This window comes from Rathayibacter sp. AY1B7 (assembly GCF_002932735.1).
GTDB lineage: Bacteria > Actinomycetota > Actinomycetes > Actinomycetales > Microbacteriaceae > Rathayibacter.
This window is the reverse complement of record NZ_PSWK01000003.1, coordinates 103,466-126,052: the sequence shown is the minus strand read 5'-3', so window position 1 is coordinate 126,052 and position 22,587 is coordinate 103,466. Positions and strand designations below refer to the sequence as shown.

Here is a 22,587-nt window from a genome sequence, read left to right as displayed (position 1 = left end):
CCGCCGGGGCGCGGCGCCTCGCGGGGACAGGCGTCAGGCGCCGCCGAAGCGCTCGGTGCGGACGCGCTCGGGCGCGTGGCCCTGCTCGACCAGGGCGGTGGCGACGGCCTCGACGAACGAGGTCGGGCCGCACACGTAGACGGTCGGCTCGAGCGGGGCCGGCAGAGCCGCCTCGGCGAGCAGCTCCGGAGTGACGCGGCCGGCCGGACGCGCCGCTCCCGCCGGCGCCGCCCGGGTGAAGACGTGGTCCACCGCGACTCCGCCCGTCGCGGCCGGCCGCTCGGCGAGCGCCGCCAGCTCCTCGCGGTAGTAGGCGAAGACGGGCGAGCGGACCGAGTAGAGCAGCTGCATCCGCGCCGCGCTCCCGGACCGGGCGTGCTCGCGCGCCATCGCCATCAGCGGCACCACGCCGCTCCCGCCCGCGATCAGCTGCACCGGCTCCGCCTGCTCCGGACGCCAGACGAACCAGCCGCCGATCGGACCGCGGATCTCGAGCCGGTCGCCCGCTTCGAGGCCGTCAACCAGGTACGGGGAGACCTCCCCGTCGTCCAGCCGCTCGACCGCGAGCTCGACCCGCTCCCCGTCGGCCGGGGCGCCGATCGAGTAGGAGCGGCTCGCCTGGTAGCCGTCGGGCGCGGTGAGGCGCACGTCGAGGTGCTGCCCCGCCAGGTGGCCCGGCCACCCGGGCACGCGGAGCACCAGGAGGCGCGACGTGGGCGTGAGCGGCGCGACCGACTCGGCCACCGCCTCCGTCCACATCACCAGTAGCGCTCCTCTTTCCAGGGGTCCCCGTGCATGTGGTAGCCGTTCTGCTCCCAGAAGCCGGGCTCGTCGCCGGGCATCAGGCGGAGCGTCCGGACCCACTTCGCGCTCTTCCAGAAGTAGAGGTGCGGCACCAGGAGCCGGGCGGGGCCGCCGTGCTCGGCCGCGAGGGGCTTCCCCTCGAACTCGGTGACGACCCAGGCCCTCCCGCCTCGGATCTCGGCGAGCGGGAGGTTCGTCGTGTAGCCACCGAAGCTCTGCGCCATGACGAAGCCGGCGTCCGTCTCCAGGCCCTCCAGCAGCGTGTCGACCGAGACGCCGCGCCAGCTGGTGCCGAGCTTCGACCACCGGGTCACGCAGTGGATGTCGGTGTGGACGTCCTCGTGCGGGAGCGCGTCGAACTCCTCCCGGTTCCAGCGGCGCACGCCCGCGGGGCCGCCGTCGATCGAGAAGGCCCACTCGTGGATGTTCGGGGTGGGCCCGATCGAGAGGACGGGGAAGCCGTTCTCGAGGTGCTGGCCCGGCGGGAGGTCCGGGTCCGCCTCCCTCTTGCCGAAGAAGCCCCGCGTGATGATGCCCATGTCCGCCCTCGTCGTCCTCGGGGCCTGGCCCCGGATCGCTGGAAACCGCTCGTCGCGCTCACGCTACCGCTCGGTGCTACCGCATGCGGGCCCGCCGGGCGAGCCCGGGACCGTGTCGGACGTCGGTGCCAGGATCGGGGCATGAGACGAACCGTCGTGCCGCCGTACCTCCTCGTCCGCATCGCCCGCCTCGACGATCCGGCCTTCGCCCGGGCCGCGCGGGCCGCGAGCCGCTCGCTCGAGCAGGACGTGCCGTTCCGGCGCGTCCGGCCCGGAGAGCCCGCGCCCGACCGCGGGGCGCCGACCGCCACCGCGACGTCCTCGCCGCGCACCCGCGTGCAGTCGCTCCAGCGCACCATCGCGGACGCGCGGACCGAGGAGACCCTGCCCGGCACGGTCGTCCGCCGCGAGGGCGAGGCGGCCACGGGGGACGCGGCCGTCGACGAGGCGTACGACGGCCTCGGCGCGATGTCGGCCTTCCTGCAGGGTGCGTACGGCCGCGACTCGATCGACGACGCCTGGCTGCCGCTCGACGCGACCGTGCACTTCGGCGACGACTACGACAACGCCTTCTGGGACGGCTCGCGGATGGTCTTCGGCGACGGGGACGGCCAGGTGTTCCGCCGCTTCACCGTCTCGCAGAGCGTGATCGGCCACGAGCTCGCCCACGGCATCACCGAGTACACGGCGAACCTCGTCTACCGCGGCCAGTCCGGAGCGCTCAACGAGTCGGTCTCGGACGTGTTCGGAGCCCTGCTGGAGCAGTACGGCGCCGGCCAGAGCGCCGACGAGGCGAGCTGGCTGATCGGCGAGGGGCTCTTCACCGACGAGGTGCAGGGCACGGCCCTGCGGTCGATGATCGCCCCCGGCACCGCGTACGACGACGACGTCCTCGGCTCCGACCCGCAGCCGGGCTCGATGGCCGACTACGTCGAGACCGACGACGACAACGGCGGAGTGCACATCAACTCGGGGATCCCCAACCGCGCGTTCGCCGTGGCGGCGACGACCCTCGGCGGGAAGGCGTGGGAGCGCGCAGGGCAGGTCTGGTACGACGTGCTGACCGGGGGCGTCCTCACCGCGACGGCCGACTTCGAGGCGTTCGCCGCGCTCACCGTGCAGGCCGCCGCCGAGCGCTACGGCTCCGGCTCCGAGGTCGAGGCCGCCGTGCGCACCGGCTGGACGACGGTCGGCGTGACCCTGTCCGCCTGAGCCGGTCCGATCGAGGGCGGAGGCGGGTAGCATCGCGCGCATGGACGTCATCGTGTCGCGCAGCGGCGGATTCGCCGGCCTACGCCGGGTGTGGCGGGTCGACGTCGAGCAGCAGCCCGACGAGGGCGCGTGGCGCGACCTGCTCGGCTCTCTCCCCTGGGACGCCGCCGACGGCGAGTCCCCCGGCCGGGCCGACCGCTTCGTCTACGAGATCCGCGTGCAGACGCACCTCGTCCGCCTCGGCGAGACCGAGCTCGACGGAGCCTGGCGCGAGCTGGTCGACCGCGTGAAGAAGGCGCAGCCCCGTTAGGAGCTGCGCCTTCGTCGTGCGCTCGGAGCTACTCGGTGCCGAGCAGGTCGATCACGAAGATCAGGGTCTTGCCGGAGAGCGGGTGCCCTCCGCCGGCCGGGCCGTACGCCAGCGCGGGCGGGCAGATCAGCTTGCGGCGGCCGCCGACCTTCATCCCCGGGATGCCCTGCTGCCAGGCGCGGATGAGGTTGTTGAGGGGGAAGTTGATCGACTGGTCGCGGCTCCAGGAGGAGTCGAACTCCTCGCCGGTGTCGTACTCGACGCCGAGGTAGTGGACCTCGACGGTCGAGCCGGGCTGCGCCTCGGCGCCGTCGCCGACGACGATGTCCTCGACGACGAGGGTGTCGGGGGCCGGGCCCTCAGGGGCGTCGACCTCGGGCTTGGTCAGGTTCTCGCTGCTCATGCCTCGATCCTACGGCGCTCGGGAGCGGAGTCTGGGAGCGGGCTGCGAGCACTCACTCCACGAGCGTGAGGCGCTGCGTCGGCCGGGTCATCGCGACGTAGAGCGATGCGGCGCCGCGCTCGCCGGTCTGCGCGATGAGGCGAGGGCGGGCGATGATCACGGAGTCGAACTCGAGCCCCTTGGCGTCGTTCGTCGACAGCACGGCGATCGCGCGGTCGAGCCCGGTCGCTCCGCGGCCCACCTCCCGGCCGAACCGCTCCTCGAGGCGCTCGGCGATCGCGGCGAGGTCGTCGTCGGGCGCGATGACCGCGAGCGTCCCCTCCGCCTCGATCGCCCGGTCCTCGACGACGGCCGCCAGCACGCGCTCGGCGAGGCTCGCGTCGCCGCGGTCGCGGATCGTCCGCACCGGCCACTCGGTGGAGCGCACGGCCTCCCCCGGCGTGATCTCCAGCCCGTTCTCGCGCGCCGTCCGCTCGGCGAAGGCGACGATCTGCGCGGGCGTGCGGTAGTTGACCGTCAGCTCCTCCAGGCGCCACGGCGCCGCCTCCACTCCCCGGCCCTGGCGGCCGAAGGTGTCGCGGAGCGCGGCGTCCCAGCTCGAGGCGGCGGAGGCGCCGGACGCCTGCGCGACGTCGCCCACGATCGTGAACGAGCGCATCGGGCAGCGGCGCAGCAGCACCCGCCACTGCATCGGCGAGAGCTCCTGCGCCTCGTCGACCACGACGTGCCCGTAGGTCCAGGTGCGGTCGGCCGCGGCCCGCTCGGCGGTGGTGCCGAGCACCGAGCGCTCGGCGAAGCCGGCCGCGAGGTCCTTAGCGTTGACGAGGCCGTCGACGCCCATGTTGCGGATGGCGGCCTCCGCGTTCTCGACGTCGCGCTTGCGCTGCTCCTTCTCGGCCTTCTTCGAGGCGTCGGCGTGGTCGTCGTAGGCGCCGAGCAGCTCCGCGGCCTCGTCGAGCAGCGGTACGTCGGAGACCGTGAACGGAGCGTCACGGTCTCGGCGGAGGAGGGAGCGCTGCGCGGCGGTCCAGCGCGGCGTGAGGGTCGCGAACCAGTTCGGACGGGCGTAGAGGTCCTGCAGCAGCTTCTCGGGGGTCAGCGGGATCCACGCGGTGTTGAGAGCGACGCGGACGTCGTGGGCGGTCCGCACGTCCTCGCGCAGCACCGCCTCGTCGGCCTCGTCGACCGTGCTGCCGTGGCTCCGCAGCTGATCGGCGAGCTGGCGGGTGAGCTGCGAGAGCAGCGTCTTGACGAAGGAGACGCGCGCCTCGTTGTGCGGCTTGCGGGTGTCGCGCGCGCGGGTGATCGCGCGCTCCACGTCCTGCGGCTCCAGACGGAGCTTCTCGCCGTTGACGTCGAGCACCTGGGTCTCGGCCGGGACGGTCTGGCGGGAGCGGACCGCGCGCTTGAGCAGCTCCGCCATCCGCGCCGAGCCCTTCACGCGGGCGACCGCGGGCACGTCCTCCTCGACGAGGTCGAGGCCCGGGTAGAGCTGGCCGAGCGTCGAGAGGACGACGCCCGTCTCGCCGAGCGAGGGCAGCACCGCCTCGATGTAGCGGAGGAAGGACCGCGAGGGGCCGACCACGAGCACGCCGGAGGAGGCGATGCGGTCGCGGTAGGAGTACAGGAGGTAGGCGGCCCGGTGCAGGGCGACCGCGGTCTTGCCGGTGCCCGGCCCGCCCTGCACGACGAGCACGCCGCGCAGCTCGGACCGGATGATGCGGTCCTGCTCGCTCTGGATGGTCGCGACGATGTCGTGCATCCGGCCGGTGCGCTGCGCACCGAGGGCCGCCATGAGCGCGCCCTCGCCCTGCAGCACGGTGCCCTCGCGCAGCAGCTCCTCGTCGAAGACCTCGTCCTCGAAGCGGAGGACCTCGCGGCCCCGAGTGGTGAGGTGGCGCCGGGCGCGCGTCCCCATCGGCCGGGCGGCGGTGGCCTGGTAGAACGCGGCCGACTGCGGGGCGCGCCAGTCGAGCAGCAGCGTGTCCTGCTCCTCGTCGCGCAGGCCGATCCGGCCGATGTAGCGGTGCTCGGCGTCGGCGTCCGCGAGCGTCAGCCGGCCGAAGGCGAGCCGGTCGTCGGCGCCGGTGAGCGAGCGGATGCGGTCCTCGTAGAGCCGCGCATAGGCGTCGCGCTCGGAGCGGCTCTGGTGGTTGCCGCCGACGCTCTCGATGCGGACCGTGTCCAGAGCCTCGCGGGCCTGGGCGATCAGCTCGTCGAGGCGGGCGTAGAGCGCCGCCACGTAGTCGCGCTCCCGAGAGAGCTCGGTGGCCTGCACAGTGCTGCCGTCCGTCATCGTCCGCCTTCCGAGGGTCCGCCGCCGCGGGCCGGGAGGCGCGGGATGCGCTCCGGGGGCCGCGGGAAAACAGGCGGTCCAGTCTACCGAGCGATCCGAAGCGGCCCGTCCCGACAGCGGGATCCGGATGCCTCTTGCGCTCGGCGCCGCGGAGGAGCATCCTCTCTCTCACGAAGAGCTCGACGCCCCGTCCGAGCAGCCGGCCCTGCCGCTGCCGCAGGGCGTCGAGCTCTTTCTCGCGGGAGCCCGTCCGCCGTCCGGTCATCGACCGGGAAGAGAACCGGACGGCCCCGCGTTGCACGCCCCATGGCCACTCCGAGCAGCAGCGTCACCGCCCCCTCCCGCGCCTCGATCGACCTCACGGAGTCGGCGCGCGCCGGCTGGGAGTCGTGGCTCGCCCGACGCGTCGAGCGCGTCACCGGACCCCGGGGCGATCTCGCCCTCGTCGAGACGCGCTGGCTCGAGCCCGGCGAGAGCGTCGACGACGAGCAGGCGCTGACCGGCTACGGCCCCTCGGCGACCCTGACGCGGATGCGCCGCGAGAACCTCGACACCGGCGAGCCGGAGTACGGCTACCGCGTCTGGGACGCGGCCTCCGACGGCATCCGCTCCTTCGACGCCATCGAGACCTTCCCGTTCGACGCCGCCTGGGTGCTCGAGGCGTGGTTCGAGCCGGTCGCCGAGGACCGCACCGTCCCGTTCGAGCACCTGCGCGACAACGGCGCCACCCGCGAGCTCGTCGTGCCCGGCGACATCACCTTCTCGCTCGTGGACGACGGGCGCGCCCGCGAGTACACGGTCGCGGCGTTCGACGACGGCGGCACGCTCCTCGTCCCGTTCGGCGATCCGACCAACCGCAGCGACGACCCGGAGCTCGCGAGCTACCCCGTCGGCCGCTTCCTCGTCGTGCAGCGGATCGGCGGCGCGGCCGACGCGGGCACCCCCGGTCCGGTGCTCCTGGACTTCAACCGGGCGTACATCCCGCCGTGCGGCTTCTCGCCCCACTACAACTGCCCGCTGCCGCCCGCGCAGAACCGGCTCGGCGTGCCCGTGACGGCCGGCGAGCGCCGCGTGCGCAGCGCCTCCGCCTAGCGCGCCGGGGCTGAGCGGGGGCGGCCCCGGCTCAGCGGGTGAGCACCGCCCGGCGGGCGACGAGCTCGTCGAGCAGGACCTGCTCGTCGACCGCTCCGGTGCGTCCGCCGCGGCCGAGCAGGAGGTGCTGCCGGTGGTGCGCGAGCCGCGTCGCCGAGCGGAGGAAGTCCCGCATCGCCCGCGGCCGGTCCCCTCCCGCGCTCCGGGCCCAGCGGGCGGCGGTGCGGCGCCCCTCCGCGGTGCCGATCATCCGCACCTCGGCCGGCGAGAGCCAGCCGGCGACGGCGTAGTCGTCGAGCCGCTGGAGCGTCACGCGCCGCTCCTGCCGGCGCAGCAGCACCACGACGACCACGGCCACCGCGAACAGCGGCACCTGGACCACGCCGTAGAAGCCGAACCAGTCGGACACCAGGAACGACGAGCCGTTCCAGAGCGCGTGCAGGAACGCGGCGAGCGCCAGCCCGAGCAGGGCGATGGGCAGCCGCGCGACGGCGGGCCGGTTCGAGGCGAAGCCGAGGGCCGCGCCCGTGCAGGCGGTGAAGAGCACGTGCGCGAAGGGCGAGAGCACCCCGCGGAGGAAGAAGGTCACGGCGAGCGAGCCGAGACCGCCCTCCACGAGCGCGCTGCCGAAGTAGAGGATGTTCTCGACGAAGGCGAACCCGGAGGCGACGACGGCCGCGTAGACGATGCCGTCGACGGGCCCGTCGAAGGTCCGGCGCCAGATCAGCAGGACGAGGAGGACGCCGATCCCCTTGGCCGTCTCCTCGACCAGCGGCGCCTGGATCACGGCGCCGACGAAGTCGGATCCGCTCGGCTGCTGCCCGGACGCGTAGACGGCGATCTGCACGCCGAGGTCGACCAGGAGCGCGATCGCGACGGACCCTGCCGCGCCCCAGAGGAACGCGAACCACAGGCCCAGCGCTGGCTCCGGCTCCCACCGGTCGACCCAGCGGACGCCCAGCAGAACCACGGTCAGCGGGACGAGGGCGATGACCGCGCAGATCCCCGCGGCGCTGACGCCGAGTCCGAGAACCACGTAGGCGAGCACGAGCAGCAGCAGGATCCCGAGGAGCGCCACGCCGATCGAGCCGAGCACGGTCGGCACGACGGAGGGGCGGGCGGTGGCGGGCGGTGCGGGCGGCGGATAGGCGCTCATGGGGCCGACAGTAGGGCACGGGCGGGGTGCGCTGTCGGCGGTTGACACGCGCCGGGCGAGTGGAGGAGGGCCGGGGTGCGGACGCCCGTGTCCGATTCCCGCTCCTGCTCGACGTCGCCGCGTGCGAGGCTCGAGGCGTGCCCGACTCCGATCCGCTCTTCGAGGAGCGCTACCGCGCCGTCGCCTCCCGCGACTCCCGGTTCGACGGGCGGTTCCTGACCGGCGTGCACTCCACCGGCATCTACTGCCGTCCGAGCTGCCCCGCCATCACGCCGCGGCGCGCGAACGTGCGCTTCTACCCGACGGCCGCCGCCGCGCACGAGGCGGGGCTCCGCGCCTGCAAGCGCTGCCTGCCGGACGCTGTCCCCGGCTCCCCCGAGTGGAACCTGCGCGACGACACGGCGGCGCGCGCCATGCGTTTGATCGCCGACGGAGTGGTCGACCGCGAGGGGGTCGAGGGGCTGGCCGCCCGGCTCGGCTACGGCGCGCGCCACCTCGGCCGCATCCTGCGCGAGGAGCTGGGCGCGCCTCCGCTGGCCCTCGCTCGCGCCCAGCGCGCCCAGACCGCCCGGCTCCTGCTCACGAGCACCGACCTGCCCGTGTCCGACGTCGCCTTCGCCGCCGGCTTCACGAGCATCCGGCAGTTCAACGCGACCCTGGCGGAGGTGTACGAGCGGACCCCGACGGCCCTGCGCGCCTCGGCCCGCGGCACTCGCTCCGAGGCGAGCGTCCACGACGGCGCGACCACGCTGGAGCTCCGGCTGGCAGTGCGGGCTCCGTTCGATCCCGGGGTGCTCGACGTGCTCGGCGGCGCCGCGCTCCCGGGCATCGAGGAGGCGTCCCCCGGCGGCTACGCGCGCTCGCTCGTCCTGCCCGGGGGCGCGGCACTGGTGCGGCTGGCGGCGGACGGGGAGAGCGTCCGCTGCAGCGCGACGCTCGTCTCCGTCGCCGACGTCGGGCCGCTGGTCGCCCGGGTGAGGCGGGTTCTCGACCTGGACGCGGACGCCCGGGCCGTGGACGAGGCCCTCGCGGCCGATCCCGCACTCGCTCCGAGCGTCGCCGCCCGCCCCGGTGTCCGCGTGCCCGGCTCCGTCGATCCGGCCGAGACGCTGGTGCGCGCGCTGCTCGGCCGGCGGGAGGCCGCACGGCTGGTCACAGCGCTCGGCGCGACGCTCCCGGAGTCCGTGGCGAGCGGATCGATCGCACGCGCCTTCCCCTCCCCCGCGGTGATCGCCGAGCAGGCCGCCGACGTGCTCCGCGGATCCGCCGACGTGCTGGTGCGGACCTGCACGCTGCTCGCCGAGGGAGCCCTGCGGCTCGACGCCGACCGGGAGGAGCTCGCCGAGCAGCTGCTGGCGGTCCCCGGGATCGACGCGGCCACGGCGGCCGAGGTGGCACAGCGGGCGACCGGAGATCCCGACGTCCTGCTCACCGGGGATCCCGTGCTCCGGCGGGGCGCGGCGGCGCTCGGCCTGCCCTCCGGCGAGCGCGCGCTGACCGAGACCGGACGCCGCTGGGCGCCCTGGCGCAGCTACGCCGGGGCGCGCCTCGCGGCCGCGGTCACGCCTCCGGCGCGGGGTCGATGATCGGGAGCGCCGCGGTCATCGCCTCGATGCCCGAGAGTCGGGCCGGCGAGATGAGCCTCATGACCTCTTCGCGCGACATCAACCCCGCCTCGACCACCAGGTCGGCGATGTTGCGGCCGGTCGCGAGGGCGGCCTTCGCGAGGGCGGCGGACGCGGTGTAGCCGATGCTCGGGGTGAGCGCCGTCACGACGCCGACCGAGGAGGCGACCATGGCCTCGAGCCGGTCGACGTTCGCGGTGATGCCGTCGATGCAGTTCTCGCGGAGCGTCCTGCAGGCCTGCGTCATCCAGGTGATGCTCTGCAGCAGCGAGTGCGCGATCACCGGCTCGAAGGCGTTGAGCTGGAGCTGACCCGCCTCGGCCGCCATCGTGACCGTGACGTCGGCCCCGGCCACCGAGTAGGCGACCTGGTTGACCACCTCGGGGATGACCGGGTTCACCTTGCCGGGCATGATGCTGGATCCCGCCTGGCGCGGAGGCAGGTTGATCTCGCCGAAGCCGGCCTGAGGGCCCGAGGAGAGGAGCCTCAGGTCGTTGCAGATCTTGGACAGCTTGATCGCGGAGCGCTTGAGCGCGCTCGAGAACGACATGAAGACGCCGGTGTCGCTCGTCGCCTCGACGAGGTCCTGCGCCATCTCGAGGTCGAGGTCGGTGATCTCGTTGAGGTGGCGGACAGCGGCCGCGCCGTAGCGCGGATCGGCGGTGATGCCTGTGCCGATCGCGGTGGCTCCGATGTTGACCTCGGCGAGCAGCCAGATGGTCTCGGAGAGGCGGGCGTGGTCCTCGCCGAGGGTCGTCGCGAAGCCGTGGAACTCCTGGCCGAGCGTCATCGGCACCGCGTCCTGCAGCTGCGTGCGGCCGACCTTCAGGACGCTGCCGAACTCGACCGCCTTGCGGGAGAACGACTCGCGCAGCAGCGCCAGCTCGTCGAGCAGGCGGCGCAGCGACCAGGTCATCGCGATCTTGATCGCGGTCGGGTAGACGTCGTTGGTGGACTGGCTGCGGTTGACGTCGTCGAGGGGGTGCAGGTGGGCGTAGTCGCCCCGCTCGAAGCCGCCGATCTCGAGTGCGACGTTGGCGACGACCTCGTTCGCGTTCATGTTCGTCGAGGTGCCGGCGCCGCCCTGGATCACCCCGACCACGAACTGGTCGTGGAACTCGCCGTCGATGATGCGGCGGCACGCGGTCTCGATCAGCTCGGCCTTGGCGGGGGCGAGGCTGCCGAGCTCGGTGTTCGCCCGGGCGGCCGCGAGCTTGACCGTGGCGAGGGACCGGACGAGATCGGGGTAGATCGAGATGGGGCGCTTCGAGATCGGGAAGTTGTCGAGGGCCCGCGCCGTGTGGATGCCCCAGTAGGCCTCGGCGGGGATCTCCATCGAGCCGAGGGAGTCGCTCTCGGTGCGCGTGGCGGGGGTCTCGGTGTCGTCCAGGGCGCTGCCTTCCGGGTCGCGGTCGGGGAGGGTGCTCGGTGCGAGGGTCACGTCCAGCTCCGTTGCTGTCGTCGTGCGGCCCCGGAGGGTGCAGGGGGCTCGCGAACTGCGCGGCCAGCCTATCGCCGGGGCACGGGGCGGCGGCGGACGCGGGCGGGACGGCGGGGGTGCCGTAGGGGGCGCGGGCCTGCTGCGAGGAGGCGGGCTCCTCGGCGGCGGGGCGCTCCCCGGCGGACGGCCGCTCCTCGGTGAGGACGGCGGTCGCGCCCAGGTCCACGGTCGGCTGCTCGTCGGCGGGGGTGGAGAGGCGGGCGGTGCGGTCGTCGGTGGTCACGGTGTGCTCCTTCTCGGGTGCCGGTCGCCCGGCGGGATGCGGTCCCGCCGGGCGGGCCGGCGGTGCTGCCGGTGTGCTCCGGCGATGCCTCCACGCTACGGACGAGCCCGGACCCGCCCCATCCGGGGAACCCCCGGAACTCGGGGGCGATCCCCCGCCTCGAGGCGGGGGCGGGTGCGAGACTGGTCCCGGCGCGAGGAGGCGGCGACGATGGACGACGACGAGCTGCGGCACCGCACCCGGGACCGCAAGGGCGCCCGGGCCGTCTGGTTCGCCGGGCTCTCGGCGCTCGCCGGCTTCGTGGTGATCTCCCCCGTGATCTCCCTCACGGCGACCGTGATGGTGTGGGGGTCGCGGCGGCGGATCGGCACCCTCAGCGACCGGAACGGCCTGGTCGCCGTCAACTGGCAGCTCACCTACCTCGCGCTCCAGCTGATGCTGGTCCCGCTGCACCTCGCGCTGGTGTCGGTGCGCGACTCGCTCGGCGCCGACTGGCCGCTCGCGACGATCTCGGCGATCCTCGCGCTGGCCGTGCTCAACCTCGTGCTGTGCGTCGTCCTCGGAGTCCGGTCCGGCCAGGGCCGTACCGTGCGCCTCTGGATCGCCGTGCCCTTCGCCCGCTCCACCCGTCCGCCGCGCTGACCGTCCGGGGACACCGGGCACGGCGGCTCTCCGCTCCTGGGACTCCGCCCGGCGTGTCCGCGGCGCGGTGCCCCCCTCCACGTCGCGGCGGCGGGCAGGGTGGTGGAGTGATCGCCTTCCCTCCGCCCGTCTACGTCGTGGCCGACGACGGAGTGCGGCTGGCCACCTACTCCGTCGGCGAGGAGAGCGCCCCGACCGTCCTCGCCGTGCACGGCTTCGCCTCCCACGCCGTGCTCAACTGGGAGACGTCGGGCTGGCTGCGGACGCTGCACCGGGCCGGGTACCGCGTCGTCGCGCTCGACCAGCGCGGGCACGGCGCGAGCGAGAAGCCGCACCACTCCGACTCCTACAGCGTGGACGCCATGGTGGCCGACCTGGTGCGGGTGCTCGACTCCTACGACCTCGACGCGCCCCACGTGCTCGGGTACTCCCTCGGCGCCCGGATGAGCTGGGTGCTGGGGCTCGAGCACCCGGAGCGGCTCGCATCGCTGAGCCTCGGCGGGCTGACGGTGGGCGAGCCCCTCCGCTCCTTCGACGCGGAGGCGGCCCGGGCCCGCGTCGCCTCCGGCGGCGAGATCGACGACGGCTTCACCCGCGCCTTCATCGGCATGGCGGAGGGCGTGCAGGGCAACGACCTCGCGGCGCTGGTGGCGGTGGCCGACGGCGTCCGCGGCGGGGCGCACCCGGAGCACGGGCGGCACCCCGACCTGCCGACGCTGCTCGTGACCGGCGGCGCGGATCCGATCGCTCCCGGCGGAGAGCTGCTGGCGGCGGAGGCGGGGGCGCGGTTCGTGAGCGTCCCCGGCCGCGACCACACCAGCACCGTGCCCGCGCGGGGCTTCAAGGACGCGGTGCTGGCGTTCCTGGCGGAGCAGCGCTGAGCCGGCCCCTCGCCGGACGGGAGCACCGCGAGCGCCGAGGCCCGCGGCGTAGCATCCCCCTCATGCAGGCGATCCGCATCGAGAACCCCGGCCCCGACTCCCGACTCGTGCTGGAGGAGGTGCCGACGCCCTCCCCCGGACCCGGCGAGGTCCTCGTCCGCGTGGCGGCCGCCGGCGTCAACCGCGCCGACCTCGGCCAGCGCGGCGGGGTCTACCCGCCGCCGCCCGGCGCCTCCGAGATCCTCGGCATGGAGGTGTCCGGCACGGTCGTCGCGCTCGGCGAGGACGCGACCGGGTTCGCGGAGGGCGACGAGGTCTGCGCGCTGCTCTCCGGCGGCGGCTACGCGGAGTACGTCGCGGTCGACGCGGGCCTGGTGCTGCCGGTGCCGGACGGCGTCGGCCTCGTCTCGGCCGCCGCCCTCCCGGAGACGACGTCCACCGTCTGGTCGAACCTCGTGATGGTGGCCGGGCTCGGATCCGGCGACACCGTCCTCCTCCACGGCGGCGGGAGCGGGATCGGGACCACGGGCATCCAGATCGCCGCCGCCCTCGGCGCCCGCGTCGCCGTCACGGCCGGCAGCGCCCGCAAGCTCGAGGCGTGCCGCGCGCTCGGCGCCGACGTCCTGATCGACTACCGCGAGGAGGACTTCGTCGAGCGGATCCGCGAGGCGACCGGCGGGCGCGGCGTCGACGTGATCCTCGACCCCGTCGGCGGCGACTACCTGGCGCGAGACCTGGAGGCGCTGGCCGTGGGCGGGCGCGTGGTCTTCATCGGCAACCAGTCCGGCGCGCTGGGCTCGCTCGACCTCGGGGTGCTGATGCGCAAGCGCGGGGCGGTGCACGCCACGACTCTCCGCGCCCGGCCCCTCGAGGAGCGGCGCGCGATCGTCGCGCAGGTGCGCGCGGAGGTCTGGCCGCTGGTCGCCGCCGGGACGGTGCGCCCGGTGGTGGACGAGGTGGTCCCGCTCGCCGAGGCCGAGCGGGCGCACGACGTGATGCGCTCCTCCGGCCACATCGGCAAGCTGCTGCTCACCCCGTGACGCCCGACACCGGAGGAGGCCTCCGCCGCCGGCGGTGAGCGGGAGCGGGGGCCTCCTCCGGTGATGCCCTGCGGCGGGGCGTCAGACGGCGGAGCGCAGGAGTCCGAGCGAGCGGTTGATGCCGTCGACGTCGACCGCGGCCGGATCGAACGAGGCTCCGGCGGCGAGGCCGAGTGCCTCGAGCGCCTCCGCGTGGTCGGCCGAGGACGGGTCGGTCGCCGCCCGCACCGTGTCGGCCCAGGCCGCGGGGCCTCCCGGCACGTCGAGCGGAGCCGCGCCGCGCGCGCCCGTGCAGCGCGGCAGAGCCGTCGACAGCGGCGCGATCGCCTCCAGGCGGATGACGTGGCGCCACTCGTCCTCGAGGTCGTAGACGTAGAAGAGCTCGTCCTGCTCCTGCTCGAGCACCTCGGCGAGCGCGACGCCCGCCTCGTCCACGAGGTCGGCGCCGAACTCCTCCGCGTCGGACGGCGAGCCGATCGGAGCCTGCTCCTCGTCGGGCACGCCCACGCTGAAGTAGTGCGGCTGCGCGTCGGTCCAGCCCAGCGAGAGCTGGAGCGCGAGGTGCAGATCGCGCAGCGACGACTCGGAGGAGAGCTCGAGGCGCCTCCAGACGACGGGCTTGGTCCCGAGCAGGGCGACGTGGAGCGCGTAGGCCGTCGCCGTGTCCTGGGTCGCCTCGTCGAGGATCTCGAGGCGGGTGGCCTCGCGCTCGCCGAGGAGGACGACCGTCGCGCGGACGACGGAGGCGAGGACGGGCGCGAGGCCCTCCGGCACCGCGTAGCCGAACTCGGGCGAGTGCAGCAGCAGCCCGAGCTCGGCGGTGTCGTCGAGCATCCGCTCGGCCGTGCCGACCATGCGCTCGCGCTCGTCGAGGGCCTCGTCGAGCGAGACTCCGGAGTCGGCGGCCAGCTCGTCGACCAGCTCACCGACGACCAGGCCCGGGTGGATCTCGGCCTGGCAGGCGACCGCGATGCGGACCAGCACGGCGTCGGTGGTGGTGACCGCGCGCTCCTCCGGGGAGAAGGCGCCGTCCTCGGTGTCGGCGGCCGCCAGCGCGGTCTGGGCGCTGAGGATCCACTGCTCGAGGAAGCGGGCGACGTAGGCGATGCGCTCGGCGGCGGCCTCGTGCGCGTCGGAGCTGCGCCAGAGCACGGCGGCCTCGCCGAGACCTGCGGCGGATCCCTCCTGCTCGAGCACGGCCGAGCCGACCAGCGCGTCCCACCAGGCCGAGACCGGGATGCGGACGGAGTCGTCGCTCGGGGTGGATCCCGCGGAGGAGATGCCCGCCTCGACCGCGATCTCGCGGGCGGCGCGCTCGGTGAGGGTCGCGCCGTCGTCGGCGGCGAGGTGCTCGACCACGACGTCGGCGGCGTGCACGAGAGCGGTCGCGCGCACGGCGGAGAGCTGCTCCTCGGCCGGGACCTCGTCGAGCTCGGCGAGGTCGTCGAGCACGGCCTCCACGAAGGAGCCGGCGAGGTCGAGGACCTCGTCGAGGACGGCCTGGCACTCGTCCAGCTCCTCGTCGGTGCCGGTCCAGAGGTCCTCGTCGGTGAGGAAGTCGAGGAAGTGCTCGACGACCTCGGCGACGGTGAAGAGGGTGTCGTCGAGGTCGGCCTCGCTCTCCTCCCCCGACAGGTCTGCCTCGATCTGGTCGAAGACGGCCTCGAGCAGCTCGGCGTCGGGCTGGGCGAAGGAGCCGCGCGGGCGCAGGTCGCGGGTCATCGCGAAGAGGTCGGTCAGCACCTCGACGGCCTCGTCGGCCTCGAGGTGCTCGTGCTGCATGCCCACCTCGGCGAGGTGCGAGCGGTACCAGCTGCGGAACCGCACCATCAGCGCGGTCTCGGCCGTGCGGCCGCCGCCCTGACCGCCGGACCCGCTCTGACCGCCTCCGGATCGTCCCTGGTTGCGCTTCTTGCCCATGATTCCTCCGCGACCGCTCCACTCACGACGAAGCGCTCCAGCCTACCCAGTGCGGGCGCGCGGCGGCACGCGCGGTCGCCCCCTGTTCACCCTGTGCGCACCGGGTCCGCTCCCTCTGATGCGGCCGATCGCCCGAGTCCCGGGATCCGCGTGCTGTGGGAGTCCTCGCCGCCCGGGCCCCTGCCACACGGGTCGCGATGATGAGAAATCTCGCAGCGATCGGGCGGCGAGGCTTGCGCTCGGACCCTCCGCTTCGGTGGAGTGTCCGGATGACCGACACGACGGACACCGCCGAGACCGCTCCCGGGAAGGCGTCGCTCAAGCGGGTGATCACCGGGCCGCTGCTGTTCGCCTTCATCGTGGGCGACACACTCGGCGCCGGCATCTACACCCTGGTCGGCACGATGGCGGAGGACGTGGGCGGCGTGATCTGGCTGCCGCTGCTGATCGCGCTGGTCGTCGCCCTGCTCACCGCGGGCACGTACGCCGAGCTGATCACCAAGTACCCGCACGCCGGAGGGGCGGCGCGCTACGTGGACCGCGCGTTCGGGAAGCCGTACCTCTCGTTCCTGATCGGCTTCCTGATGATGGCCTCCGGCATCACGACGGCGGCCTCCCTGGCGAACGCGTTCGCGGGCGACTACCTCGGGGCTCTGCTGGACGTGCCGCCGATCCCGACCGCGATCGTCTTCATCGCGATCCTCACCCTGGTGAACCTGCGCGGTGTGAAGGAGTCGCTGACCGCGAACCTGGTCGCCTCGGTGATCGAGGTGAGCGGACTGGTCATCGTCATCGTCTGCGCCGCGGTCTTCTTCGGCTCCGGCGACGGCGACGCCTCCCGCGTGCTCGAGTTCAACCCCGACGTCGCTCCGCTGCAGGGGGCGTTCGCCGCCTCGATCGTCGCCTTCTTCTCGTTCCTCGGCTTCGAGGCCGCGGCGAACATGGCCGAGGAGGTGCGGAACCCTTCGAAGGTCTACCCGCGGGCCCTCTTCGGTGCGCTGATCACCGCGGCCGTGGTCTACCTCCTGATCGCGCTCGGCGCCGTGATCGTGCTGCCGAACGACGAGCTCGCGGCCTCCAGCGGTCCCCTGCTGGACGTGGTCGCGGCGAGCGGAGTGGCGGTGCCGCCGTGGCTGTTCGGCCTGATCGCGCTCGTCGCCATCGCGAATGGCGCTCTGCTGTTCATGGTGATGGCGTCGCGGGTCGGCTTCGGGCTCGCCACCTCCGGGCTGCTGCCGAGCGCCTTCGGCAAGGTGCTCCCGGGCCGCCGCACGCCGTGGGTGTCGATCGTGGTCGTCGGCGGAGTGACGATGCTGCTCAGCCTCATCGGCGACGTCGGCACCCTCGCCGAGACGACGGTGCTGCTGCTCCTGCTGGTGTTCATCGCGGCGAACGTCTCGGTGCTGGTGCTGAAGAAGGACCGCGTCGACCACGCCCACTACTCCGTGCCGCGCGTGGTGCCGGTGCTCGCGACCATCGCGAGCGTGGTGCTGCTGACGCAGCAGACGGGCGTGGTCTGGCTGGCGACAGCGGGCTACGTGGTCGTGGGGACGCTGCTGTTCCTCGCCACCCGCCTGGGGAAGCGGAAGCACGCGGAGCGGACCCCGGACTGATCCGGGCCGGCGGCGATCCGTCGCGAGCGGCCCGTCCGCGGATCCCCTGCGGGCCGTTCGCGACGGATCGATCGCGGGGGGGCGGTGAGGAGTGGGATCGTGAGGCTATGACCGTCACGCTCGAGCCGATGCCCGCCGCCGCTCTCGCCGCCTGGATGCGGGTCCAGCGCTCGGCGTACATCGAGGACCGGATGCGGGCGGGCGACGACGAGGCGGCCGCGACCCGCAACGCCGACGCCTCGTACGAGAAGTACTTCCCGGGCGGCTCCCCCGCCGCCGGGCACGACGTGCTCCTCGTCTCCGAGGACGGCCGCGCGGTCGGGTCGCTCTGGCTCGGCCCGCACCCGAGCGGACTCGAGGGCGTCGGGTACGTCTGGGACGTGCAGATCGACGCCGCCGAGCGCGGCCGCGGCCTCGGCCGGGCGGCGATGCTGCTCGCGGAGTCGCACGTCCGCTCCCAGGGCGGCTCCGCCCTCGCGCTGAACGTGTTCGGCTTCAACACCGCCGCGCGGGCTCTGTACGAGTCGCTCGGCTACGAGACGACGTCCCTGCAGATGCGCAAGCCGCTGGCCTGAGCGGGGCCGCTCGACGCCGGGCAGGGGCACGACCCGGTCGCGCAGAACGCCGCACGCCGTGCTCGAGGGCGGACGCCGACGGGCGCCCACCGACGAGCACGGCGGCGATGGTGGAACCGCCGGGGATCGGCGGGACCCTGCGGTCAGCTCGTGGAGGCGACGGCGGTCGGGTCGCCGGTGCCGGACGGACGCGGGGCGTCACCCGATCCCGTCGCCACCGACGCGCCGGTCGGAACGACGGTGCCGCCGGTCGCCATCCCCCGGCCGAAGGCCTGGCCCTGGAGGATCGCGCCGAGGTCGACGCCGGTCGCCGACTTGACGCTGTCGAAGGTGGCGGCGAGACCCGCCGCCTGCTCGCGCGCGATGTGGGTGCCGGCGGTGTCGCCGCCGATCAGCGTCACCGAGCCGACGTTCTGGTAGCCCTTCGCGAACTCGGCCATGAGCGAGGGCAGCTGCCCGATGAGCTCGCGACCCAGGATCGCCTCCTGGTTCTCGCGGAGCGCCTCCGCCTCGGCCGCGATGGCCGCCGCGCTCGCCTCGCCCTTCGCACGGATGGCCTCCGCCTCGGCGGTCGCGTTCGCGCGCAGCGCCTCGGCCTCGGCGCCCGCCTTGGCCCGCAGTGCGTGGGCCTCGGCCTCGGCGCGGGCGCTCACGGCGGCGGCCTCGGCGGCGGCGGACGCCTGGCGCGCCTCCGCCTGGCGCTGGACGGCGTAGGCCTCGGCGTCCGAGACCTGCTGCGCGACCTGGCGGTCCGTCTCGGCCTTCTTCTCGCGTCCGTAGGCGTCGGCGTCGGCCTCGGTCTGACGGCGGTACTTCTCGGCGTCCGCGACGCGCTTGACGTCGGCGTCGAGCTCGGCCTGCCGGTTCTCGGCGCGCTGCACGAGGACGGCCTGCTCGCGCTCGGCGCGGGCCAGGTTCTCGGCCTGCTCGGCCTCGGCGTTGGCGCGGCCGACCTCGGACTTCGCGGCGGCGGTGTTCTTGTCGTAGGCGGTCTGCTCGATCAGGTTCGCCTCGTCCGTGGCCAGCTGACGAGCCTTGACCTCGCGGGCCGCGTTGATCCGCGCGACGTCGGCCTCGCGGCGGACGCGCTCGATCTCCTGCGCTCCGAGCGCCTCGATGTAGCCGTTGCGGTCGGTGACGCCCTGGATCGCGAAGGAGTCGAGCACGAGGCCCTGGGCGAGCAGGTCGCCCTTGATGCCCTCGGCGATCTCGTCTCCCAGCTTCTGCCGGTCCTGCATGACCTCCTCGACGCTGAGCTTCGCGACGACGCCGCGGAGGGCGCCCTCGAGCTGCTCGGTCGTGAAGACGTCGATGGACTGGTCCTGCGACGCGAAGCGCTCGGCGGCGGCGCGGACCTGGTCGGCCGTGGACCCGATCTTGACCAGGGCGACGCCCGCGAGGTGGATGGTCACGCCGTTCTTGGTCTGCGCGACCGGCTCCATCTTGATCTGGCGGGAGCGCAGCGAGATGCGGTCTGACCGCTGGGTCAGCTTGTTCACGAACGCGCCGCCGCCGGTGATGACGGTCATGTTCGAGGTGAGGCCGTCCTCGCCCTTCTGCTTCTTCCCGACGATCACGATCGCCTCGTCGGCCTGCGGCACCTGGTACCAGGCGCGGAAGAGGAAGAAGCCGATGAGGGCGATCAGCAGGAGTGCGCCGACGGCGACTCCGGCGAGGACGATCCAGAGGAGATCCGGTTCCATGGGCGGGCGACCTTTCGTCCGACCCGCGAGACGCGGGTACCTGAGAGACGTACAGGTTCCATCGTGTCACAGCGCCTCGGACGGCCGCGTCGGCCGGAGGGGGGATACTGCGGTCGCCGCCGAGAGCGGTTCGCGGGAGGCGGGCCCGGAGGAGGACGCCACGAACGAGGGCGTCGCGCGGAGTGCCGCGGAGGAGATCAGTGCTGGGGTACCTGGACTCGAACCAAGAACAACTGAACCAGAATCAGCCGTGTTGCCAATTACACCATACCCCAATGGTCATCCGGAGGTGATCCCGGGACCAGGCGGCGACCGGATCGAGACCTGAGCGCCGAGAGACGACAGTACCCTACGCGAGCATCCCGCTCAAATCGAGCCGCGGACGACGCTGCCCTCGGACTCCGGGGCGGCCTCGCCGAGGCGGGCGCGGACGAGGTCGCGGTTGATCGCGGAGGCGACCTGGGCGCCCGATCCGGCGGCGACGATCAGCTGCTGCGGGCCGGGAGGGGTGACCTCGCCGGCGGCGTAGAGGCCGGGGACGGACGTGCGGCCACCGGCGTCGACGCGGAGGAAGCCGTCGACGTCGCGGTCGGGGCCGGCCGCGTCCAGGTAGTCCAGCGCGGGCGTCCAGACGGGTCGGACGAACGCCCCGGTGCGCGGGACGACGTCGCCGTCGACGAGGCGGACGCCGGTCATCTCGGCGCGCTCCCCGGCGAGGTCGGCGACCGGGCGCCGGTCGACCCGGATGCCGATCGAGGCCAGCAGCGACTCGTCGGCGTCGCTCACCGTCCCGACGCCGTTGGTGAAGACGATCAGGTCGGTCGACCACTGCGAGAGGAGCATGGCCCGCTCCGCGAGGTCGTCGGTCTCGCCGATCAGGGCGAGCGCCTCCCCCGCCTTCTCGTAGCCGTCGCACTCCATGCAGCTGTGCACGACGGTGCCGTAGTAGGCGCGCAGGCTCGGGAGCGCGGGCGGCGTCTCGAGCAGTCCCGCGGCGACCACGACGGCGGTGGCGACGACGGAGCGGTCCGCGCTGCCGCGCACGCCGCGCGCGCCGACCACGAACTCGCCGCCGGAGCGCTCGACCGACGTGACGAGGGCGTTGTGCACCTCGGCGGCCTCGTAGCGCTCGAACTCCTCGCGGCCGAGGCGGCGCAGCTCGAGCGGCGAGATGCCGTCGCGGGTGAGGAACCCGTGCGAGTGCAGGGTCGCGGCGTTCCGCGGGCGGTTGCTGTCGAGCAGCAGCACGCTGCGGCGCGCCCGGACGAGGTTGAGCGCGGTCGAGAGCCCGGCGGGGCCCCCGCCGATCACGACGACGTCGTAGCGTCCGCCGACCGTCTCCGCCACGGTCAGGCCTGCCGGGAGGCGCCGAGGTGAGCGCCCAGGCGGTCGAGGCGGGCGATCGACTCCTGCTTGCCGAGGATCTCCATCGACTCGAACAGCGGCGGCGAGACGCGGCGCCCGGAGACCGCGGTGCGCAGCGGCCCGTAGGCGATGCGGGGCTTGAGGCCGAGGCCCTCGATCAGCGCGGAGGCGAGCGCCTCCTGGATCGAGGCCGTCAGCCACTCGGACGCGGGGACGAGCTCGAGAGCGCCGATCGAGGCGGCGAGCACCTCGCCGGCGTTCGCGGGCAGGCCCTTCAGCGCGTCCTCGTCGTACTCGAGCGCGTCGGAGGAGGTGAAGAGGAACCCGAGCATCCCGGGGGCCTCCCCCAGCAGGCCGATCCGCTCCTGCACGAGGGGCGCGGCGGCGTCGAGCACCGCGCGCTGCTCGGCGGTCGGCTCGCCCGCGAGCACTCCGGCCGCCACGAGGTACGGGATCGTCCGCTCGGTGAAGTCGTCGACGGCCAGGAGGCGGATGTGGTCGCCGTTGATCGACTCGGCCTTCTTGAGGTCGAAGCGGGCCGGATTGGGGTTCACGTCGGCGACGTCGAAGGCGGCGACCATCTCGTCGATCGAGAAGACGTCGCGGTCGTGCGTGAGCGACCAGCCGAGCAGGGCGAGGTAGTTGACCAGGCCCTCCGGGATGAAGCCGCGGTCGCGGTGGTGGAAGAGGTTCGAGGACGGATCGCGCTTGGAGAGCTTCTTGCTGCCGTCGCCCATCACGTAGGGGAGGTGCCCGAAGCGCGGGACGAAGGTCGTCACTCCGATGTCGATCAGCGCGTGGTACAGCGCGATCTGCCGGGCGGTCGAGGGGAGGATGTCCTCGCCGCGCAGCACGTGGGTGATCTGCATGATCGCGTCGTCGACCGGGTTCACCAGCGTGTAGAGCGGCTGGCCGTTGGGGCGCACCACGACGAAGTCGCTGAAGGAGCCGGCGGGGAACGTGATCGGGCCGCGGACCAGGTCGTCGAAGGACAGGTCGGCGTCCGGCACGCGCAGGCGCAGCGCCGGGGCGCGGCCCTCGGCGCGGAAGGCGGCGCGCTCCTCCTCGGTGAGATCGCGGTCGTGGTTGTCGTACCCGTGCTGCTTCGCGCGGCCGGCCGCCTCGTTGCGCGCGTCGATCTCCTCGGCCGTGGAGTAGCTCTCGTAGAGGTGCCCCGAGGCCGTCAGGCGCGCGATCACGTCGAGGTAGACATCGGTGCGCTCGGACTGCCGGTACGGGCCGTGCGGGCCGCCGACTCCGACGCCCTCGTCCCAGTCGAGCTTCAGCCAGCGCAGCGCGTCGAGGATCTGCTCCACGCTCTCCTCGCTGTCGCGGGCGGCGTCCGTGTCCTCGATGCGGAAGACGAACGTGCCGCCGGTGTGGCGCGCGTACGCCCAGTTGAACAGGGCGGTGCGGATGAGGCCGACGTGCGGGGTCCCGGTCGGCGACGGGCAGAAGCGGACGCGGACGTCGCTCCCGGTCGCGGTCGTGAACGGGTGCGCGTCCGGCGCGCTTTCCAGGGGCGGGGTGAGCTCAGACATACGAGGCCGATCCTACCGGCGGGAGGCGGTGCGGCGCCCGGGATCGCGGGGGCCGTGGCGCCTCCGCCCCGGGCACGGTGCGCGCCTCGCGGCGACTGCTTCTACCGGACAGCACTGCTCCGAGTCAACGGACTCCCCGAGCGAGC

Annotated in this window: 19 protein-coding genes and 1 tRNA gene; 9 read left to right on the top strand and 11 right to left on the bottom strand. The window is 73.8% G+C overall.

The genetic code is table 11. The features are described 5' to 3' along the window. Positions 1–33: 33 nt before the first annotated feature. Together C5C95_RS02960 and C5C95_RS02955 are read right to left on the bottom strand one after the other, a co-directional pair. Positions 34–759, bottom strand: coding sequence for a ferredoxin reductase (locus tag C5C95_RS02960; protein ID WP_104255556.1), 726 nt, complete (start codon positions 757–759; stop codon positions 34–36). Next, on the bottom strand, positions 759–1,343 hold the full coding sequence (locus C5C95_RS02955) for a molybdopterin-dependent oxidoreductase (protein ID WP_104224820.1): 585 nt from the start codon (positions 1,341–1,343) through the stop codon (positions 759–761). The genes C5C95_RS02960 and C5C95_RS02955 overlap by 1 nt, the downstream gene beginning before the upstream one ends. Positions 1,344–1,484: 141 nt before the next feature. On the opposite strand from C5C95_RS02955, the gene C5C95_RS02950 reads away from it, so the two are divergent. Beyond that, the gene (locus tag C5C95_RS02950; protein ID WP_104224821.1) at positions 1,485–2,555 is read left to right on the top strand and encodes a M4 family metallopeptidase; all 1,071 of its coding nucleotides are present in this window, start codon (positions 1,485–1,487) and stop codon (positions 2,553–2,555) included. Positions 2,556–2,595: 40 nt separating this feature from the next. Further along, complete coding sequence (locus C5C95_RS02945; protein ID WP_104295176.1) at positions 2,596–2,865, top strand: protealysin inhibitor emfourin; 270 nt, start codon at positions 2,596–2,598, stop codon at positions 2,863–2,865. 28 nt (positions 2,866–2,893) lie between these two features. Here the strand turns inward: C5C95_RS02945 and C5C95_RS02940 are convergent, their stop codons facing one another. Further along, positions 2,894–3,268: an FKBP-type peptidyl-prolyl cis-trans isomerase gene (locus C5C95_RS02940; protein WP_104224823.1), complete on the bottom strand. Its 375-nt coding sequence runs from the start codon at positions 3,266–3,268 to the stop codon at positions 2,894–2,896. Positions 3,269–3,320: 52 nt separating this feature from the next. After that, positions 3,321–5,564, bottom strand: a complete 2,244-nt coding sequence (locus tag C5C95_RS02935) for a UvrD-helicase domain-containing protein (RefSeq protein ID WP_104250162.1) — start codon at positions 5,562–5,564, stop codon at positions 3,321–3,323. A gap of 306 nt (positions 5,565–5,870) precedes the next feature. Here C5C95_RS02935 and C5C95_RS02930 point away from each other — a divergent pair, with 306 nt between their 5' ends. Next, a complete protein-coding gene (locus C5C95_RS02930; RefSeq protein ID WP_104323754.1) occupies positions 5,871–6,656 on the top strand; it encodes a DUF1684 domain-containing protein in 786 nt (261 codons plus the stop codon). A 31-nt stretch (positions 6,657–6,687) separates the two neighbouring features. Here C5C95_RS02930 and C5C95_RS02925 read toward each other — a convergent pair whose 3' ends face one another. After that, positions 6,688–7,812, bottom strand: coding sequence for a PrsW family intramembrane metalloprotease (locus tag C5C95_RS02925; protein WP_104233243.1), 1,125 nt, complete (start codon positions 7,810–7,812; stop codon positions 6,688–6,690). Between the two features lie 137 nt (positions 7,813–7,949). Here C5C95_RS02925 and C5C95_RS02920 point away from each other — a divergent pair, with 137 nt between their 5' ends. Beyond that, positions 7,950–9,398 (top strand): Ada metal-binding domain-containing protein, encoded by a 1,449-nt coding sequence (locus C5C95_RS02920; protein WP_181125536.1) that lies wholly within the window; start codon positions 7,950–7,952, stop codon positions 9,396–9,398. Here C5C95_RS02920 and C5C95_RS02915 read toward each other — a convergent pair. Further along, positions 9,373–10,827 carry an aspartate ammonia-lyase gene (locus C5C95_RS02915; RefSeq protein WP_258060401.1) on the bottom strand — a complete coding sequence of 485 codons (1,455 nt, stop codon included), beginning with the start codon at positions 10,825–10,827 and terminating at the stop codon, positions 9,373–9,375. The two genes, C5C95_RS02920 and C5C95_RS02915, sit on opposite strands and share 26 nt — an antisense overlap. Before the next feature lie 508 nt (positions 10,828–11,335). Between C5C95_RS02915 and C5C95_RS17295 the strand changes: the two genes are divergently transcribed. From C5C95_RS17295 to C5C95_RS02900, 3 genes are all read left to right on the top strand, one after another. Beyond that, on the top strand, positions 11,336–11,803 hold the full coding sequence (locus tag C5C95_RS17295; protein WP_181027172.1) for a DUF4870 domain-containing protein: 468 nt from the start codon (positions 11,336–11,338) through the stop codon (positions 11,801–11,803). A gap of 107 nt (positions 11,804–11,910) precedes the next feature. Next, the gene (locus C5C95_RS02905) at positions 11,911–12,684 is read left to right on the top strand and encodes an alpha/beta fold hydrolase (protein WP_181125534.1); all 774 of its coding nucleotides are present in this window, start codon (positions 11,911–11,913) and stop codon (positions 12,682–12,684) included. 62 nt (positions 12,685–12,746) lie between these two features. Beyond that, complete coding sequence (locus C5C95_RS02900) at positions 12,747–13,724, top strand: NAD(P)H-quinone oxidoreductase (RefSeq protein ID WP_104323750.1); 978 nt, start codon at positions 12,747–12,749, stop codon at positions 13,722–13,724. A gap of 81 nt (positions 13,725–13,805) precedes the next feature. Here C5C95_RS02900 and C5C95_RS02895 read toward each other — a convergent pair whose 3' ends face one another. Beyond that, positions 13,806–15,644, bottom strand: coding sequence for a plasmid pRiA4b ORF-3 family protein (locus C5C95_RS02895; protein WP_104287957.1), 1,839 nt, complete (start codon positions 15,642–15,644; stop codon positions 13,806–13,808). A gap of 269 nt (positions 15,645–15,913) precedes the next feature. Between C5C95_RS02895 and C5C95_RS02890 the strand changes: the two genes are divergently transcribed. Together C5C95_RS02890 and C5C95_RS02885 are read left to right on the top strand one after the other, a co-directional pair. Continuing rightward, a complete protein-coding gene (locus tag C5C95_RS02890; RefSeq protein WP_104226270.1) occupies positions 15,914–17,257 on the top strand; it encodes an APC family permease in 1,344 nt (447 codons plus the stop codon). 107 nt (positions 17,258–17,364) lie between these two features. Next, complete coding sequence (locus C5C95_RS02885) at positions 17,365–17,832, top strand: N-acetyltransferase (protein WP_104250154.1); 468 nt, start codon at positions 17,365–17,367, stop codon at positions 17,830–17,832. A 143-nt stretch (positions 17,833–17,975) separates the two neighbouring features. On the opposite strand, the gene C5C95_RS02880 is transcribed toward C5C95_RS02885, so the two are convergent. The 4 genes from C5C95_RS02880 to gltX all read right to left on the bottom strand — a co-directional run bounded on the left by C5C95_RS02880 (position 17,976) and on the right by gltX (position 22,441). After that, positions 17,976–19,535 (bottom strand): SPFH domain-containing protein, encoded by a 1,560-nt coding sequence (locus C5C95_RS02880; protein ID WP_104257243.1) that lies wholly within the window; start codon positions 19,533–19,535, stop codon positions 17,976–17,978. Between the two features lie 203 nt (positions 19,536–19,738). After that, positions 19,739–19,810 (bottom strand) — tRNA-Gln (locus C5C95_RS02875). A 91-nt stretch (positions 19,811–19,901) separates the two neighbouring features. Beyond that, positions 19,902–20,882, bottom strand: a complete 981-nt coding sequence (locus C5C95_RS02870) for an NAD(P)/FAD-dependent oxidoreductase (RefSeq protein ID WP_181125527.1) — start codon at positions 20,880–20,882, stop codon at positions 19,902–19,904. Between the two features lie 2 nt (positions 20,883–20,884). Then, on the bottom strand, positions 20,885–22,441 hold the full coding sequence (gene gltX / locus C5C95_RS02865) for a glutamate--tRNA ligase (protein ID WP_104223519.1): 1,557 nt from the start codon (positions 22,439–22,441) through the stop codon (positions 20,885–20,887). Positions 22,442–22,587 lie beyond the last annotated feature (146 nt).